Below are 16,958 nucleotides of genomic sequence, written 5' to 3'. Positions count from 1 at the left end.
TCGAGCGCCGCCCGACGGCGGACGGCGCCCGGCAAGGGGAGAACTCCGTCATGGCCCGTTTCGCAGCGCCCGGCACCGAGGGCGCGCTCATGTCGTACGCGTCCCGCTACGACCACTTCATCGGCGGCGCGTACGTGGCGCCGGCCGGCGGCCGGTACTTCGCCAACCCCTCCCCCGTGACCGGTGAGGTGTTCACCGAGATCGCGCGGGGTACGGCGGAGGACGTCGAGCGGGCGCTGGACGCGGCGCACGCGGCAGCCCCGGCCTGGGGGCGTACGCCGGCAGTCGAGCGCTCGGCGGTGCTGCTGCGGATCGCGGACCGGATGGAAGAGAACCTCCAGGCGCTGGCGGTCGCCGAGACCTGGGAGAACGGCAAGCCGGTACGGGAGACCCTGGCCGCGGACCTGCCGCTGGCCATCGACCAGTTCCGGTACTTCGCGGGGGCGCTGCGGGCGCAGGAGGGGTCGCTCAGCCAGGTCGACGACGACACCGTGGCGTACCACTTCCATGAGCCGCTGGGGGTGGTCGGGGCGATCATTCCGTGGAACTTCCCGATCCTGATGGCGGTGTGGAAGCTGGCTCCGGCCCTGGCGGCGGGGAACACGGTGGTGCTGAAGCCTGCCGAGCAGACCCCGGCCTCGGTGCACTACTGGCTCTCCCTGGTGGCGGACCTGCTGCCGCCGGGGGTGGTGAACATCGTCAACGGTTTCGGCGAGGAGGCCGGGAAGCCGCTGGCCTCCAGCCCGCGGGTGGCGAAGATCGCCTTCACCGGGGAGACCTCCACCGGCCGGCTGATCATGGGTTATGCGGCGGAGAACCTGAAGCCGGTGTCGCTGGAGCTGGGCGGCAAGAGCCCGAACCTGTTCTTTGACGACATCTGGGCCGTCGACGACGATCTGCGGGACAAGGCCCTGGAGGGCTTCGCGATGTTCGCGCTCAACCAGGGCGAGGTGTGCACGTGTCCGTCGCGCGCCCTGATCGAGCGCGGCCGGTACGGGGATTTCCTCGACGCGGCGATCGCCCGTACCGAACTGATCGTGCCGGGCCATCCGCTGGACACCGAGACGATGATCGGCGCGCAGGCCTCGGAGGAGCAGCTGAAGAAGATCCTGGGGTACCTGGAGATCGGGCAGCAGGAGGGCGCGAAGATCCTGACGGGCGGCGGCCGGCAGGAGCTGGAGGGTGAACTGGCGGGCGGTTTCTACGTCCAGCCGACGATCTTCGAGGGAAACAACCGGATGCGGATCTTCCAGGAGGAGATCTTCGGCCCGGTGGTGTCGGTGACCTCCTTCCAGGACTTCGAGGACGCGGTCCGCATCGCGAACGACACGGCGTACGGCCTGGGCGCAGGCGTGTGGACGCGCGACATCAACACGGCGTACCGGGCGGGCCGGGCCATCCAGGCGGGCCGGGTCTGGACGAACTGCTACCACGCGTACCCGGCGCATGCCGCCTTCGGCGGCTACAAGCAGTCGGGCATCGGCCGCGAGACGCACAAGATGATGCTGGACAGCTACCAGCAGACCAAGAATCTCCTCGTCTCGTACTCGCCGAAGAAGCTCGGCTTCTTCTAGGAGCACGGGCCGTACGGCGTGGCCGCGCCGGCTCGGCTTTCGGGGCAATCGACGTGCCGGTGGGGCACCTGCGCGCACCTCATCCTTGCCCGTGGGGACAGTACGTTCGGACCTTGTGGCCGTTGTCGCACCGTGGCAGCGTTGCGGGCTCGGAATACTCGAGGGAAGGCACCGGGATGAGGGAACGTGAGAGAGAGCAGGCTCCCGGACGCCTGCCGGCCCAGCCGCCCCGGCCTGCCGTGACGCGTGGCACGTCGCCGGCCGAGAGTGTCGCCGTGACAGGCGCCGGGACGACCCCCACCCCTCAGGCGGTGAGGACGCTCCAGCGGTCCGCCGGCAACGCCACGGTCGCCAGGATGCTGGCGCAACACCGGCATGGCCAGGGCGCGGGTGAGGGTCGTCCCGGCCTGCGGGAGCAGTCAGGCACGGCGCAGCCCGTGCTCCAGCGGTTGCCCGCTGCCGCCCCGGTCGTGCAGCGGGTGCTCGAGGGGCTCGACCCGGCCGCGGCCACCCGTCGTATGGAGCAGCAGGGCTGGCGGCGGACCGCGGACGGCGGGTGGACCAGGGGCCCGGTGCCGGAGGTCGGGGAGTCGGCCGACGGCCTACGACCCGACGCCCGAACAGAGGAGCCGGAGCAGGAGCAAGCAGCGGGCGAGGACCCCGCCATCACCCTTCGCGTCCTGGTGAAGAAGAGCGCCAGTTTCCGTGACGCGGACTACTTTCAGCGGGTCGGTCATTCCTGGGTGGCGTTCTACAAGGACGACAAGTTCCAAGCCTCCGCCGGCTTTTACCCCAAGGGCGGGATCAATGAGGACGCGCCGCACCGGAGCGTGCCCGGCGAAGTACGGCTCAACTACGACGACCCGAACAACGCGACCACCGTACTGTCAGTACCCATCACCGCAAAGCAGTACAAGAAAGCCAAAAACTACATCAAGGACAATCTGAACCACGATTACAACCTGTTGACCTACAACTGCACCGACTTCGCGATCAACGTACACAAGGCCGCCACCGGCCACAGGCCCCCCGGCAGCAACCTTCTGATGCCGAACAACCCCAACGACCTGCACTCCGGCATCAAGAAACACAACACGAACCAAGACTGACCCCGGGGACCCGGCCTGCGGTTCAGGCCGTGAATGAGGAAGGACCCATGGTTTCCGCGAAGGAGAAGGACCCCACAGTCAAGCGGGATCCCGCGCCCCGGCGCAGCCCCGCCGCCCCCGCGAACGCCGCCGGCCACGGGCTGCTGGGGCTGCAGAGCGCGGCGGGCAACGCCGCCGTCGTCCAGATGCTCCGTCAGGCCGGCCATGAATGGGCTCAGGAGGAGCACCGGCACGGCGCCGGCTGCGGGCACTCGGCGGAGGCTCCCGCCGTGCAGCGTTCCGCCGCCCACGAAGTCCTGCGGGCGGCCGGGAGTCCGATGGACAACGCCACACGGTCGGAGATGGAGGCACGCCTGGGCGCCGACTTCTCGGACGTGCGCCTCCACACCGACAGCGCCGCCCGACGCTCCGCGGCCGAACTGGGCGCCCGCGCCTACACGTCGGGCAGCCACGTGGTCATCGGCGAGGGCGGGGGTGACAAGCACACGCTCGCCCACGAGCTCACCCACGTCATCCAGCAGCGCCAGGGGGCCGTCGCCGGTACCGACAACGGAGCCGGCCTGCGCGTCAGCGACCCGTCCGACCGCTTCGAGCGTGCGGCGGAGGCCAATGCCCAGGCCGTGATGGGCCGTCCGGTGCCCGCGCAGGAAACCGAGGAAGCCGCTCCCGGCACTCACGCGTAGAAGGCGGGAGCCGCGCCGGTCGGGGCCAGGTGGTTTCCGTCGTCGGTCAGCCGGTCGCTCTGGGTGGCCAGCATGCGGCGGACCACGGGCTCCGGCATGCGGACCACCACCGGCTGCGCGAGGGTCAGCTCCCGTACCGCCGTGGCCGTGCGGCCCCGGACCCGGCTGGTGACGTGGGCCATCACCCTGACGTCCAGGGTGAACTGGACCAGGACCGCCTTCATCTTCGGCTTGTGCACCGGCATTGAGCCGGAGGAGTTCGCCGTGGCGTCGGTCGTGCCGCCCGAGCCGCCCGTGTTGCCCAGCAGCTGGTTGAGCCGGAACTCGGTGGCGTTGAGCACCCCCGCACCGAACACCGGGCGGGCGGACCTGCCGTGGTCGGCGGAACTCTGGCCGTCCGTCTGGGTGGGGCGGGGCGCGTCCAGGTGGCTCTGGCCGATGGTCTCGAAGGTCATCCTGTCGCCGAGGCCCAGCACCCGTCCGTTGCGCAGCCGGGCGTGCACGGAGCCCCGCAGGTCCTGACCCTCCGCTCCGGAGGCGTGCACCGGGGGCAGGTCGGCCCCGGACGTGGCGAGCAGCGGCAGCGCGGCGGTCAGCCACTCGGTGGACACCGCCTCGTTCAGGGCGTAGGCGCCGGCCTGCCCCTTGGCGCGGAAGCGGTCGCCGCCGCCCGCCTCCCGTACGGCCGAGTTCACGAGCTCCCTGACCTGCCCGGCTCCTTGGAACCCGTTGACCTGCGCCTCCATCGGCAGCCGCACGCCGGCCGCCCGCCAGGCGGCGAGGGCGGCCCCGCCGGTGTCGCGGCAGCCGCGCGCGGCCAACCGTGCGTCGGCCGCAGGGAGCCGCATGCGGGAGAGGGCCTCCAGGTCCTTGCGCAGGATGCGCTGGGTCAGCGTCAGGTTGACCATCTGGGCCAGCGCCAGCCGCTTGTCCCCCTTGTACAGTTCGAGGCTTGCCCGGATCGGCAGGTGCATCAGGTCCGAGCGCGCGGAGCTGTCGGCGACGGACTTCATGCCGAGCTGGCCGCGGCTCACCGCACCGCTGCGCCGCGAGCTCCCTGACGCGATTCCGATGCCCGCCGCACCGCCGACCCCCTTCACCTGGCCGGTGCCGCCCTCGGGGCGGCCCGATCCGGCGAGGATGCCTTCGACTCCGACGGCGGAGCCCTCGTCGTGGGAGGTGGCGTGCTGTGCGACGGCGGAGGTGATGTACTCCATGTCCCGGCCCGCGTCCGCTGCGCCCGCGGCCCTCCCGTCGCCCACTTGGAGGATCTTGAAGACGGCCCAGTACGGGGTCTTGCGCCCGTCGAACAGTTCGACGGTGACTCCGCCGTCCATGGCGCTGGACAGCAGCCCGGCGGAGCCGTCCCGGTCCAGGACGCGCAGCAGTCGCTGCACGTTGTCGTTGCGGTCCTTGAGCTGCTGCCGGGGCAGCAGGTCCTCGCCGATGTTCCCGCCCAGGCCGGACAGGCTGGTACGCAACTGCCCGAGCAACGGGACGAAGTCCGGCATGTCCTCGATCACACCGAAGCCGAGTGCCCGGTTCCTGCGGAGTCGCGGGGCGGCCGGAGTTGCGGCCTCCGATGCAGCCGCACCCGCGGTCGGTACCGGCCGCCGGCTGCGCCCCAATTGCCGCTTGATCTCCGGCGGCAGCTGGGCCTCCGTCAGCCACACCCCCGCAGCGGCGGGCAGGGTGCGGACTCCCTTGGCCACGTAGGGGCCGCCTCCGGTGACCTTGACCTCGGCGACCATGTTGACCAGTACGTCGCACTGCACCAGGTACAGCGGGGCCTTCTTCGGGGTGTGCGCGTTGCGTTCGATGGTGCCGGCCAGGCTGAAGGACTCGGCGTCGCCCTTGCCGGATGTGCGGGACACCGCCACGCCCTGGCCGGTCCGCCACGTGGGGCCCGTCTCGGTGACGGTGGCGCCGAACTGCGTGGTGTGGGAGGTGCCCTGGCCGATCTGTCCGGCGGACTGGTGCCCGCCGAGCACGAAGGTCTCGGTTCCCGGGCCCGCGCCCTTGTGCAGGAATGTGGGGTTGGCGAGGGAGAGCCGGACGCCGACGGCGCCGTTGAGGCCCGCGAGGCGCCGCGGGTAGCGGAGGTTCTTCACCACCCATCCGGAGGAAGCGGCCTGCCGCAGGGCGCCCTGGATGGCGCGCTCGCCGAACCGCTCCTCGATGGCGAGGCGGGGCGCGAGCCCCTCCGTCGCCAGTGCCGGATCCTCGCGCAGGGCGTTGTTGCCGGCGGCGGCCCGGGAGAGCAACTGGAGCGCGAGGGCCCGTACGGGTGCCCCGTCGAGGGTCTCGACCAGCTGCCAGTCGCGCAGCAGGGCCCCGGTGGACGGCTGCGGGGTGAGCGCGGCCAGGTCTCCGATGCCCGCTGCGGCGAAGTCGTGCTCTGGTGCGGCGGCCTGGCCGCGGCGCTCCGCGGCCAACACGCCGAGCCGGTCCTTGCCGTACTCGTCCACCGTGAACTCGGTCGGGCTGACCAGCCGTACGTCCTGGGAGCCGGTCCTGAGGGTGGTCATGGTCCGGGCTTCCGGGACCGTGCGGCCCGGCAGGCCGGGGGTGACGCTGCGGGCGAGCCGGCGCCGGCGGGAGGTCATGGTGACCTCCACGTCGAGGTTGAGGGCCGCGTTGAAGGCGGCGGCCGTGTCGGAGCCGTTGGAGACGATGTCCGTACGGCCGGTGGGCCCCGCCTGGTTGTGCCGGGTGCCGGAGCTGTGCTGCTCGTGGCGGGCGCCGGCGGTCATGAAGCCGGGTACGACGCGGGCCTGGCCGAGGACCAGTCCGCCGATCGACCGCGAACTGCTGCGGCTGCTCTGCGCGTTGCCGGTGACCCCGGAGTGGCTGCGTACCGACCAGTCCCTGATGTCGCCTTGGTAGTCGGTTTGGCCCAGCGTGCCCTTGACCAGGAGCTGTACGTCATGGGAGTGCAGGCTCGTCTTGCGGCGCAGCCGCACGCGGATGCCGGTGGATATCAACTGGTCTTTGTTGACGCGGAGGTTGGTTTCCGAGAGGGCGGTCATCAACTCTCGGTGGTTGCGCCGCTGGGTCTCGGCCTCGTCCCTGCCGAGGTCGGCGGCGGGTGGCGTGGAGCCGAAGTCGGGGAGGTAGCCGGCGAGGCGCGGGTCGGTGGTGAACAGGTGGTGCACGGCCCGGATCATGGGTCCGGTGTCGAGTCGGCTGAGGGCGACGTTCGATCCCTTGCCGCCGAACGGGAGGTGCCGCTCGACCTCCACCTCGTTGCCGTCCGCGTCGGTCCTCGTGGGCTTCTTCACGAAGTCCCCGGCCGTCGTTCCCGCCGGCAGCGGCAGTCCGAACGCCTGCGCCTCGTCGGCCCGCAGGCTGACCCACACGTTCATCGAGTGCGTGGCCACCCGGGTTCCCGGGCGCAGGACCATCTCCGGCGAGCGCGGGCCCGTACCCTCCGCGGTGAAGATCACCCTCCCGAAGTAGAGCACCTTCTCACCGCGGACCTCGGCGCCCTGGCGGCTGGAGACGCTCTGCTCGGTTGCGGTGAAGCGGGCCTTGCGGGCGGCGGCGACGGGCATGGCGGTGGCCCGGACGACGGCGGCGTTGCCCGCCGCCCCGAAGCCGAACGCCGGGCCCGCTCCGCCCTGGACGGCCCGGCCCTTGCCGGCGCTCTCCGTGACCGAGGTCTGCGACTGCTGGTGGGTGCGGAGCTGGGTCTTGCCGGTGCCCCAGGCGGGAATCAGGCTCCTGATCTCGGCGTGCAGGTGGTAACTTCCGACCGATTCGCCGTCCTTGGAGTACAGGTCCTCGCCGGTGACGCCGTCGCGCAGGAGCCGCGGCAGGTCCTCCAGGAGGGTCGTCGTGGAGGTCGCCGCCAGCAGCCGGTCCCGGCCGGGCGCGCCGGGCGCGGTGACCGTGGGGTGCATGACGGAGGCGACCGCGTCGAAGAGCCCGCCGCCGCCCTGGTGCGGGGCGGCGCTGTCGGTCACGGCGACGGGTGCCAGGGAGTCGGCGAGGGAGACGGCTCGGGCAGTGTCCGCCGTGAGGCTCCGCGGCGGGGCGGGCGCGCTGGTGCCGATGGGGACGAGGTGCTCGATCGGCACCCGCTGGGTGAGGGTGCCGGAGCCCCGGTAGGTCGTGGCGCCCCGGCCGCCGTGCTTCTTGAACCGCACCTCGTAGCCGACCTGGCGCGGCACCTCGACCGAGCCCTTGTCGCTGCGCAGCACGCGTGGTTCGGCCACGTAGCGCTGCCGGCGGGACTCGCGGGAGGACTGCCAGGGCTGGACGCTGCCGGTCACGGCGCCACCGGCCCACAGCCCCGGCGCGACGGGCGCGAGCCCGAAGGCCAGGCCTCCGGCGCCCTTGCTCGACGCGTTGCCGGCCGTGCTGCTCGCGACGGCGGCGGTGTTGTGGTGGACGTCGACCTTGGTGTCCTTGCCCTCCGGGTCCTCCAGTTCGGCCTGCGGTGTCCCGTCGGGGCCCGGCGCGGCGCCGGCCGGGAGGTTCTTCCGGTAGGTGGGCGGCCGATCGCCGGCGGCCCGGTGGACGCGCACGGTCACGTCGTACCAGTCCTTGCCCGTCCCACCGCGGACGGTGAAGGCGCGGCCCTGTCCGTAGAAGGTCTCCGGGCGCCCGGCCAGCTCGTCGCCGATCTCGGCGACGGTGCCGTCGCGGTGCCCGACCACCGCGCCGATGGCGTGCGGCACGAAGTCGTGCCCGGTCAGCCCGTACGCCGAGGAGAGCCCGCCCGCCTCCAGGTTCATCAGATACGACGGCAGTTCCCACGCCGGGTCGGCGCCGGCGGTACCACTCCCCACCGGGCCGACGGTCTGCGCGGTGGCAGCGTTTCCCGCGGTCTGCTGTAAGGCGAGCAGAGCGTGGGAATCGGCGCTGCCGGCGGGCTGCCGGGTGGGGAGTGGCACGTGAGGGGGCTGCCGGGAGTCACCGGTACGTCCGTTCCCCGGTTGTTGCTGTGTCCGCACGGGTGTCTCCCCCCTGACCGAGCGCTACTGCGTGCGGTTGCTGTTGGACGGGCCGAAGAACTCGATCTCGGCGATGGCGACTTGCTTGTCGGGCGCTGCCCTGTAGGCCGAGCGCAGGATGAAGCGCACGGCGGTGACCTCGCCGACGCGGAACGCACGGCTCTGGCCCCCCGCGCCCTGGTCGAGGGTGAGGAAGCGGCTGGACGTCTTGCCGTCGGCGGTGGTGATCAGGGCCTCGATGCGGTGCGGCAGGGCCGACTGGGAGAGCTTGTCGGCGCGGGTGGAGGTGCCCGGCGTGATGATGACGTCGAGCAGCCGGGTGGGCCGGTCGAAGCGGGCCTCGATCCACTCCCCCGCGCCGGACTGGTTGACCCCGGGGCCCCACCACGTGTTGTTCAGCTTGTCGAAGGCGAGCTGGGACTCGTGGCCCGGGTAGAACCGCGAGGCCTCGACGGAGTCCGGCCCGACCGGGGTGCGCTTGGCGAAGTGGTCGCGGACGGCGTTGTAGGCGTTGTCGGCTTTGACGATGGCGGTGATCACCAGGGCCAGCGCCAGGGCCCAGAGCACCCAGGTCATGAGGTACCCGAAGCCGCGCCGCAGGCGTGGCCGCTCGCCGGCCCACGGCGTCTCCCGGTTGCGGAAGTCCAGGACGCGCCGCCACCAGGGGCGGCGGGCGGCGGGGGCCGCGGGGCCGCCGGACAGCGGCATGGCGCACACCACGCAGAAGTGCCGGTCGAGCCGGTTGGGCGTGGCGCACCAGGGACAGGGCACGCCGCCCTCGGTGCCGGACTCCCGGCCCGGGGCGCGGACCTGCGGGCGGTCCGCGATCGGGCGGCCCGGCAGTACAGGCGCTATGGAGGGCGCCGCCGCCTCCCGGAGTCCGGGATCGGCGACCGGCACGAGCAGGGACCTGGCGCGGGCAGCCGCGTCGTCCGGGGCGGCGGGGGCGGCGGGCACGCGTGCGGTGGGGGCGGCGTCGTCCAGCGCGGTCGAGACGGGCTCGGTTGCCTCCGTGCGGCCCCTGTCCGGCTCGGGGGCGCCTTGCCCGGCGGGCTCGGACCCGGTCGGGGCGGAGCGGGGCGTGCTCGCGCCACCGGAGTCGTCCCGCGGCCCCGTGGCCTGCCGGGGGATCGGCGCGCGGGCCGAGTCCGCCGCCTCGGGCGCGGTCTGCGGCCCGGACCGGTCACCGCCCCGGTCGGCGGGCCCCGCACCGCCGTCACCGTGACGGGCATGCCCCGCGGCTGCCGTGGCGGGACCGGTTCCCGCACCGGACGCCCGGCCGCCCCCGGCGCGGGCCGGGCCGGCCGCCTCGGCACGCGTGTCCGCGTGGTCGGCCCAGCTGAGGACGGCGCCGCAGGAGTCGCAGAAGGACTGGCCGGGTTCCGCCGGAGTGGCGCACAGGGGGCAGCTTGCGGTGCCGTCCCTCCGGGGGCCGGCGGCGGGGGTCTGGCTGGTCATCTCTAGGGGTTCCTTTCCGCGGCGGTCACCTTGACCGTGTAGGGCATGTGGGCGGGGCGGGCCGCCGCCACGAGGCTGTCGAGCCGGTGTTCGTCCGCGGGGGTCGGCGCGGGCAGCCGCAGCGTGACGTCCAGTCGCGGGCGGCGTTCGCCGGGGACCGGGCCGAGCGGCCGGGCGCTCCAGCCGGCGCCTCCGCTCTCGGTGATCTCCGGTTCCACGCCGAAGGTCAGCCGTATCGCCTCCGCCAGGCCGCGCCTGGTTCCCCGTACGCGGTGCAGGTACGCGGCGGCGGCGACGGCCGCGCGCAGCCGGTCCTCCGGTTCCGTGCCGTCGGTCTCCGCGCCGACCCAGCCGGCGAGCCAGCGGGTGAAGTCCACCGGGGCCAGTGCCGGAGTGAAGTACGAGTCCAGGCAGTCCAGGACGTTCAGGATCGGGGCGAGCACCTCGTCCAGCCCGGCGACGAAGCGCTGCGCCAGGTCGTCTTCGGCGAAGACGGCGGGCAGCATCGCGCCGAGCGGGGCGGAGGACCCCAGCCCGTCGATGGATCCCCTCCCGCTCATGCCTCGTCTCCGATCACACGCACCCGGTGGTCGAAGGAGAACACCAGGGCCGACGGTTCGAGGTCGATCCGGTCCGTGGCCTCGCCGCGCTTTCCGGTCAGCGGGTCCGCCGGGTGCAGCCAGACCTCGTCGACCAGCTCCACGCCGGCCACGCGCTGCAGCACGGCGAAGATCTCGCCCGCCTGGACCCGGCGGCCGAACGGCCAGCCCGTGCCGTCGGCGCCGCCGGTCAGCGGGTCGAGGTGGCGGTAGAGGGCATCGTGCGCCTTCTGCCGCACCAGGTCGGCGTCCACGCCGCGGAAGGCGTGCACGGTGGCGACGACGGTCACGCCCTGGTAGAAGGGCGGGCCCACCGCCAGCCGCGTCCCGATGAGCCTGCGCTCGTCCAGATGGCGGGTGATGCGCCGCAACAGTGGGTCACCGGGGACCAGTTGCTCGAAGCGCAGCCGCCCGCCCGGGTCCGACACCGCCTGCGGGACCACCAGCACCCGTACCGCGTACGCACCGTGCTCGCTCTCCTCGCCCTCCTGGCAGGCGATCCGTGCCGTCTCGGGGGCGGCGCGGCGCGCCAGTTCCTCGTAGTCGCGCAGGGTCACCGCACGTTCCTGGGCGCGCAGGGTAATCGGCGCCCGGGCCTTGGCCTCCTCCACCGTCTCGCCGTCGACCCCGCCGCGTGCCGCCTCGCGGTTGACGACCTCGGAGACGTACGGGACGGAGTTGCGCAGCACCCGCACCGCGCCGCGGGCCACGTTCCCGGCGCGGCCACCGCCGATGCGGTAGCGGCTCGCCCGGATGACCGCGCCCTGCGGGGGTACCGCCCCGTACTGCCGCAGGGTGCCGTCCGGCTCCCGGACCGCGGGACCGAAGGCGACCTCCCCGGAGGTGGCGTCGAGGGTGACGTGCCGGTCGTGCGGGCCGGAGGCGGCGAAGTGGGGGACGACTGCCCAGTCCCGCCAGCCGTCGTCCTCGGCGGTCTGGAGCAGCATCGGCGGGTCGCCGGCCGCCACGGGCGCGTGCGCCAGCCGCAGCCGCTGGCCGGGCAGGCCGGTGGATTCGCCGAGGGGTTCGTCGTACACGGTTTCGGCGTGTACGACGCCGGTGGTACCGCCGATGGTGAAAGCCTCGGCGGAGCGCACGGTCGGAGAGGTGGCGTAGAAGGGCTGGCCGGGCAGTGGTTCGGTGACCCGGCAGCGCAGCCAGCCGGCCTGCCGCCCGCCGGTGCGCGAGAGCGTGTGCCCGCCGGGGACGTGCAGCACGGCCTCGCCCGGCCGGTTGAGCCCGCCGGTGCCGTCCCGGTCGACCTCGCAGGGAACCCAGCCGTCCTCGGTCCACGCCTCCCACACGAGCGGCGGCTGCCTCGGGTCGACGCCGACACCGTCGACACGGCTGTCCAGCACGAGCGCGACCGCGCAGTGGGGCAGGGCCGCGCTGAGCCCGAGCAGCATGCTGTCGCCGGGCTTGGGGGCCTCGGCGAAGCACATCACGTCCTTGCCCTCGGCGAGGTCGGCGGTCACGTCGGCGACGGGTTCCCCGTGGCGCTGCAGCACGAGATGGAGCAACTCGGCGGGAACGACGGAGAGTTCGTACTCGGTGGCGAAGACGACCGGCTCCTCGCTCTCGGTCCGCGTGGTGGCGACCTCGGTGCCGGCGGGCAGCACCACCGGCTCCTCCTGTGGCCCGGAGAGCCAGAACGTCACGTCCGTACGGGCCGCCGACGGTGGGAACAGCGTGATGCCCGCCAGGTCGAGGAAGGCCAGGTGGTTCTTCTCCGGCACCCGGTTCAGCCGGTAGACGATCTGATCGGCCATGTGCGCGACCGTCTCCACGAGGGTGACGCCCGGGTCGGAGACGTTGTGGTCGGTCCACTCGGGTGCGCGCTGCTGGATGTAGCGCTTGGCGTCGTCGACGAACTGCTGGAAGCGGCGGTCGTCGAGGTTCGGGGAGGGAAGGGCCATCAGCGTTCGCTTTCCGATGAGTTGCCGGAGCCGCCGTCGCCGGGCCCGTCGTGGGAGGGGATCACGTAGAAGGGGAAGACAAGGCTGCGCGGGTTGTTGGTGCCGCGGATCGCGTAGCGGATGTCGATGAACAGCACGCCCTGCTCGGAGCCCGAGGTCACCTCGACGTCCGTCACCTCGATCCGGGGCTCCCAGCGGTCGAGGCTGAGGTACACCTCGTGCTGGATACGGCCCGCGGTGGCCTCGTTGACCGGCGCGAAGACCAGGTCGTGGATGGCGCAGCCGAATTCGGGCCGCATCGGCCGCTCGCCCGGCGCGGTCGCCAGGACCAGCTGGATGGCCTCCTCGATCTCCCGCTCTCCGCTGACCAGGGCGATGCCACCGGTCGGTCCGATGCGCAGGGGGAACGCCCAGCCGGACCCGACGAACTGCTCGGCCATCAGCAGACCACCCTCCTTCTTCCACTCGCGTTCCTGCTGTTGACGGACTTCGCGGCCGTCACGGGATCGGATACGGCTTGTTGTTGACCAGCACCACGCCCTGGAGGAGGAGCGAAGCTGCCCGAATGCCCACGTTCGCAACGGCGTTGACCTGGACCGTCCCGCCCGCGGTGACCGTTGCCGCGCCCGCCGCCTTGAGGCTGAGGGCGCCCAGCGCGTCCACGTTGACGGCGCCGCCGAGCGACCGGAGGCTGACCATCCCGCGGCCCTGCATGGTGAGGGGACCGCCGCTCTTGATGGTCAGGGCCCGGCCGGCGCTCAGCGTGAGGTCCATGCCCGCCTCCACCGACACCGAGCGGCTGCCCGTGATGGAGACGGACCCCTTGCTGTCCACCGTGATCTCGGTCTTGGTCCGGTCGAGGTTGATGGTGAGCCGGTCGTTGCCGGTGGCGATGCGCACGCCTTGCTTGCGCGCCCCGGTCGTCTGGCTGAGCAGGTCCACCCGGTTGCCGTCCCGGTCGGACAGCGTGTGCCGGATCGCCTTCTTCCGCAGTCCGTCGTGCAGCGGAACGTCGGCGACGGGGGTCGGCTTGTCCCGGCCGTTGTACAGGCCGCCGATGACGAAGGGGTGGTCCAGGGCCCCCCGGTCGAAGGCCACCAGCACCTCGTCGTCGACGTCCAGGGGGAAGATCCCGCCCCCCGCCTTGCCGCCCATCTGCACGGTACGGGTCCAGTCGCTGACGTACGTCGCGTCCAGCCACGGGAACCGCAGCTTGACCCGGCCCTGCTTCAGCGGGTCCTGTACGTCGGTGACCAGCGCGTTGGCCACGCTCGGCAGCCTCGGCGCGGCCCCGCCGCCCCCGCCGGAGGCAAGGCCGTACAGGGAGCGCCACTGCCGGCCGCTGACGGTCACCCAGGTCTGGTAGTGGCTGTCGTCGCCGAAGACGTGCCGTGCCGCGGTGACCGTGTACTTGCCCTCGAACGGGGTGCCCACGTCCCGGAGCGTGACCGGCACGCCGGGGCGCAGCTTCGGATTGCCGCGCACCGTGACCTCCAGCTCGGCGAAGGAGGAGGTGATGTCGTCGGCGAGCGCGTCGGCGGCGTACTTGACCTCGGACTGGCGGCCGTACGGAGTCTCGGTCTCCACCAGCTTGCCCGGCTTGAACGCCGATGCCGCCTGGCCCGGGGTGGTGCCGATGGCGACGGCCCGGGTGGTGGTCGCGGGCGCCAGCGCGGTGAGCGCCCGCTTCGTGGCGACGTCCCAGCCGCGCGACTCGACCTTGCCGATCTGGTCCGCGGAGGTGACGGCGGCCCGGCAGCGCAGCACGTCCTGGCCTGCGTGCAGCACGAACGGGCTCTTCTCGCCCTCGGTGCTCGGCGCCGGCGCGCCGGCGGCCGGTACCGGCACGACGAACCGGAACATGCCCTTGGAGTCCAGCGACATCACCATCCCGTTCTCGTCGGCGAGCCGGGAGAGGAAGTCCCAGTCGGTGACGTTCGACTGGCTGATGAACTCGTAGACCGTCTTGGTGGGCTGGACCTTGCCGATCGGAATGCCGCTCTGCGCGGCCAGCTTGCGGACGATGTCGGCGGCGGTCTGGTTGCGGTACGCGGCGACCCTGCGCTGCCGCATCAGCCGGTGGCCCAGGTCGTAGCCGCGGATCACGGTGAACGTGCCGTTGCCGTCGTAGTCGGTCTCCATGCCGGTGACCTCGCCGGTGAGCAGCGGCGAACCCGCGCCCTTGCCTGCCGACACGGGCGACACGACCACCTTGGTGCCGAACTTCACCTTCAGCTCGCCGAGCAGCAGCCCGTGCGGGTCGCGGAAGGTGAGCCGGAACGCGCCGGGGACGCCGGCTCCGAGGTCGACCCAGGCGTCGACGAGGTCGTCGGCGATGTGGTCGGGGAGCTTGCCGCCGCCGATCGAGACGTGGACGACGTTGGAGAAGGACGCCTGCACCATCAGTGACCACCCACTTCCTCGGCCGCCGGAAGCACCACTTCCGTGCCGGTCCGCAGCCCGGACGGGTCGTCGATGCCGTTGGCCTCGGCGATGGCCCGCCACGCGTTCGCGTCGCCGTACTCCCGCCATGCCAGCGACTGCAGGGTGTCGCCCGCGACGACGCGGTGCACGCTCTGCGCGGTCAGCGCGCCGGACGTCGGGTTCTGCCCCTTGGTCTTGCTCGGGATCTCGTGCAGCCGCACCTGGCAGGTGGCCCGGATCGGGACGCCCGTCGTGCTGAACAGCGAGTAGGCGGCGTCGACGGACGAGACGTAGGCCGTGAAGCGCGCCGTCGAGAAGGCCCCCCACTGGAACACGACCCAGGGGGTGGAGGGCTGCTTGGCCGCGATGCTCTTCGTGGTCACCTCGCAGCAGGAGAACAGGGCCTCCACCTTCTTCATCACCGAGTTGCTGCCCGGCACACCGGAGGAGTCCAAGAAGATCTCCACCGTCATCTCGCGGGGCTCGGGCCCCATGAACTCCGGGACGGCGCCGTCGCGGACCGCGGCGGTGGGCGTGGTCTTCCACTGCGCACGCCGGCTGAGGGCGAGCTGAGACGGGTTGAACGCGAAGGTGAACGTCTTCATCAGCGCGCCCGGTGTGGTGCTCTGGCCGATCGGCGGCTCGTGAACGGCCAGCGAGGCGCGCACCAGGCTCTTGCCCGCGCCACCGCCCTTGCGGCCACCGCCACCGCCGCCACCTCGTCCTCCGTTGCCTGCCATGTGCTGCCGTCCTCTCAGTCCGTGAATCCGTGGTGCGTGATCTCCAGGACCTCTGTCGCGACGCTCGGGCTCGCCGGGTCGAGGGTGGGCCCCTGCCAGCTGACGGGCAGCACGTCGATCAGCCCCCAGCGGGCCACCTCGGAGCCGTCCGCGCGCAGCGCGGCGATCTGGGCGGTGGGCCGGGTGACGCCCGTGGTCACGGAGGAGATCCAGGCCGCGACCTTGGCGGTGTCCGGGGTCAGGGGCCGGGTCAGCCGGATGGTGGAGAAGGTCACCCGGGACGGCAGCTGCCAGACGAACCCGTTGTTGCCGCCCTCGTGGCGCTGCTCGATCTCCACCGTGGAGGAGAGCCCCTCACACCCGTTGAAGAAGCCGAGGCTTTCGCCGTCGATGGTGAGGGTGAAGAAGATGGTGGAGCCCGGGTCGAGATCGCGGGGCATCGGATGGGCCTTTCTGCGGCGGTGCCGGGTCGGTGGAGCCGGGCCTGCGGGGTGGCCGGCCTGTGCGTCGGATCAGTTGCGCGGGTCGCGGAGCCTTCCGACGCGCTCCCTGTCGAGCCGGAGTTCGGTGCGGAGTTGACGTGTGATCCGGCCGATCAGCCGGTGCGCCAACTCGTCGAGCTGGAAGTCGGTGAGGGAACGGGGACTGAACGCGCCGTCGGTCACGCGGGGGTGCGCCCGCGACGGTGCGGGGTCGGGGTCGTGCTGCGGCCGCTGCTCCCTCGGTTGTGGTGGTGACTGCGACCGGAGTTGTGGCGTCTTGGGCTCGGGGGCGCGCTGCACGGTGCGGGGCACCGGGGGCGGCACCGGGGGCGGCGCCGGCGCGGTACGGACCACGGGAGGCGGCGGTAGCGGCAGCGGAGGCGTGGCGGGGAACCGCTGCACCGGCAGGACAGTGGGGGCGGGCTGCGCCGTCTGCGTGCCGATGGGCAGCGGGGAGCCCTGTACCGGGCCGGGGAGATGGCCGCCGGCGCCGGTCACCCCGGCACCCGGCCGCGCCCCGGGAGCGTCCCCGGCTCGCACTGCCGAGCCGGCGGGGAGCGGGGTGGCGGCCCCGCTCCCCGACGACGGACCGGGCGCGGAGAGACGCTGCACCGGGAGCCCTCGCGCGGGATGCGCCCATACGCCCGGCGCGACCGGCGGGGTGTTCGGCCTGCCGGGCCCGGCAGGCCGGGCCCCCGGCGCGACGGAAGTGGCCGGCCCCGCCAGTGGTGACATCGGGGCGGGCCGCCCCGTCGCCGCCGGGGCGCGCTGTACGGGCGGTGCGGAAGGACCGCGGCGCAGCGGCACGGCCGCCCGGGCCTGCGGATGCTGCCGGGCGGGAACGGCCGGCGGCAGGGACGGGGAGGCGGAGGTGAGGGCACGTGCGGGAGCGAGCGCCCGTACGGGAAGAGGGGCGGGCGGGGCCGGCGGGGCCGAGGCCGTGCCCGCACGGGCAGCCGTCGGCCGCCCGGCCGCACCCGGCGCGGAACCCGCGGGAATGCCCCGAGCGCCCGGG

General features: G+C 72.9%; 11 protein-coding genes and 1 pseudogene. 3 read left to right on the top strand and 9 right to left on the bottom strand.

Annotated features, from left to right (window positions below; all coding sequences use genetic code 11):
* The first annotated feature begins 50 nt into the window (after positions 1-50).
* The 3 genes and pseudogenes from DEJ50_RS30100 to DEJ50_RS30090 form a co-directional block, all read left to right on the top strand.
* On the top strand, positions 51-1,574 hold the full coding sequence (locus DEJ50_RS30100) for an aldehyde dehydrogenase family protein (protein ID WP_150211214.1): 1,524 nt from the start codon (positions 51-53) through the stop codon (positions 1,572-1,574).
* A 356-nt stretch (positions 1,575-1,930) separates the two neighbouring features.
* On the top strand, positions 1,931-2,683 hold the full coding sequence (locus tag DEJ50_RS30095; protein WP_150211213.1) for a hypothetical protein: 753 nt from the start codon (positions 1,931-1,933) through the stop codon (positions 2,681-2,683).
* Between the two features lie 47 nt (positions 2,684-2,730).
* Positions 2,731-3,363, top strand: a pseudogene (locus DEJ50_RS30090) (DUF4157 domain-containing protein); the annotation flags it as partial.
* Here the strand turns inward: DEJ50_RS30090 and DEJ50_RS30085 are convergent.
* The 9 genes from DEJ50_RS30085 to DEJ50_RS30045 all read right to left on the bottom strand — a co-directional run bounded on the left by DEJ50_RS30085 (position 3,357) and on the right by DEJ50_RS30045 (position 16,441).
* The gene (locus DEJ50_RS30085) at positions 3,357-8,159 is read right to left on the bottom strand and encodes a hypothetical protein (protein ID WP_190344769.1); all 4,803 of its coding nucleotides are present in this window, start codon (positions 8,157-8,159) and stop codon (positions 3,357-3,359) included. The pseudogene DEJ50_RS30090 and the gene DEJ50_RS30085 overlap by 7 nt on opposite strands.
* A 189-nt stretch (positions 8,160-8,348) precedes the next feature.
* A complete protein-coding gene (locus tag DEJ50_RS30080; RefSeq protein ID WP_150211211.1) occupies positions 8,349-9,782 on the bottom strand; it encodes a zinc ribbon domain-containing protein in 1,434 nt (477 codons plus the stop codon).
* Positions 9,783-9,784: 2 nt separating this feature from the next.
* Complete coding sequence (locus tag DEJ50_RS30075; protein WP_150211210.1) at positions 9,785-10,342, bottom strand: phage tail protein; 558 nt, start codon at positions 10,340-10,342, stop codon at positions 9,785-9,787.
* The gene (locus DEJ50_RS30070; protein ID WP_150211209.1) at positions 10,339-12,297 is read right to left on the bottom strand and encodes a putative baseplate assembly protein; all 1,959 of its coding nucleotides are present in this window, start codon (positions 12,295-12,297) and stop codon (positions 10,339-10,341) included. The genes DEJ50_RS30075 and DEJ50_RS30070 overlap by 4 nt, the downstream gene beginning before the upstream one ends.
* Entirely contained in the window at positions 12,297-12,737 is a 441-nt protein-coding gene (locus DEJ50_RS30065; protein WP_150211208.1) for a GPW/gp25 family protein, read from the bottom strand. The genes DEJ50_RS30070 and DEJ50_RS30065 overlap by 1 nt, the downstream gene beginning before the upstream one ends.
* Before the next feature lie 58 nt (positions 12,738-12,795).
* A complete protein-coding gene (locus tag DEJ50_RS30060) occupies positions 12,796-14,700 on the bottom strand; it encodes a VgrG-related protein (RefSeq protein WP_150211207.1) in 1,905 nt (634 codons plus the stop codon).
* Complete coding sequence (locus DEJ50_RS30055; protein WP_150211206.1) at positions 14,700-15,461, bottom strand: LysM peptidoglycan-binding domain-containing protein; 762 nt, start codon at positions 15,459-15,461, stop codon at positions 14,700-14,702. The genes DEJ50_RS30060 and DEJ50_RS30055 overlap by 1 nt, the downstream gene beginning before the upstream one ends.
* 14 nt (positions 15,462-15,475) lie before the next feature.
* Positions 15,476-15,901: a phage tail protein gene (locus DEJ50_RS30050; RefSeq protein ID WP_150211205.1), complete on the bottom strand. Its 426-nt coding sequence runs from the start codon at positions 15,899-15,901 to the stop codon at positions 15,476-15,478.
* Between the two features lie 72 nt (positions 15,902-15,973).
* Positions 15,974-16,441 carry an extensin gene (locus DEJ50_RS30045; protein ID WP_150211204.1) on the bottom strand — a complete coding sequence of 156 codons (468 nt, stop codon included), beginning with the start codon at positions 16,439-16,441 and terminating at the stop codon, positions 15,974-15,976.
* Positions 16,442-16,958 lie beyond the last annotated feature (517 nt).

This window comes from Streptomyces venezuelae, from assembly GCF_008642295.1.
Taxonomy (GTDB): domain Bacteria; phylum Actinomycetota; class Actinomycetes; order Streptomycetales; family Streptomycetaceae; genus Streptomyces; species Streptomyces venezuelae_C.
Note: the sequence above shows the minus strand (reverse complement) of the source record. Positions and strands in the feature narration are given on the sequence as shown.

What these genes read in the sequence shown, in the direction of transcription:
- DEJ50_RS30055 (WP_150211206.1), bottom strand. Translation starts at nt 15,461, where the DNA reads ATGGCAGGCAACGGAGGACGAGGTGGCGGCGGTGGCGGTGGCCGCAAG.
- DEJ50_RS30065 (WP_150211208.1), bottom strand. Translation starts at nt 12,737, where the DNA reads ATGGCCGAGCAGTTCGTCGGGTCCGGCTGGGCGTTCCCCCTGCGCATC.
- DEJ50_RS30095 (WP_150211213.1), top strand. Translation starts at nt 1,931, where the DNA reads ATGCTGGCGCAACACCGGCATGGCCAGGGCGCGGGTGAGGGTCGTCCC.
- DEJ50_RS30075 (WP_150211210.1), bottom strand. Translation starts at nt 10,342, where the DNA reads ATGAGCGGGAGGGGATCCATCGACGGGCTGGGGTCCTCCGCCCCGCTC.
- DEJ50_RS30080 (WP_150211211.1), bottom strand. Translation starts at nt 9,782, where the DNA reads ATGACCAGCCAGACCCCCGCCGCCGGCCCCCGGAGGGACGGCACCGCA.
- DEJ50_RS30070 (WP_150211209.1), bottom strand. Translation starts at nt 12,297, where the DNA reads ATGGCCCTTCCCTCCCCGAACCTCGACGACCGCCGCTTCCAGCAGTTC.
- DEJ50_RS30060 (WP_150211207.1), bottom strand. Translation starts at nt 14,700, where the DNA reads ATGGTGCAGGCGTCCTTCTCCAACGTCGTCCACGTCTCGATCGGCGGC.
- DEJ50_RS30100 (WP_150211214.1), top strand. Translation starts at nt 51, where the DNA reads ATGGCCCGTTTCGCAGCGCCCGGCACCGAGGGCGCGCTCATGTCGTAC.
- DEJ50_RS30050 (WP_150211205.1), bottom strand. Translation starts at nt 15,901, where the DNA reads ATGCCCCGCGATCTCGACCCGGGCTCCACCATCTTCTTCACCCTCACC.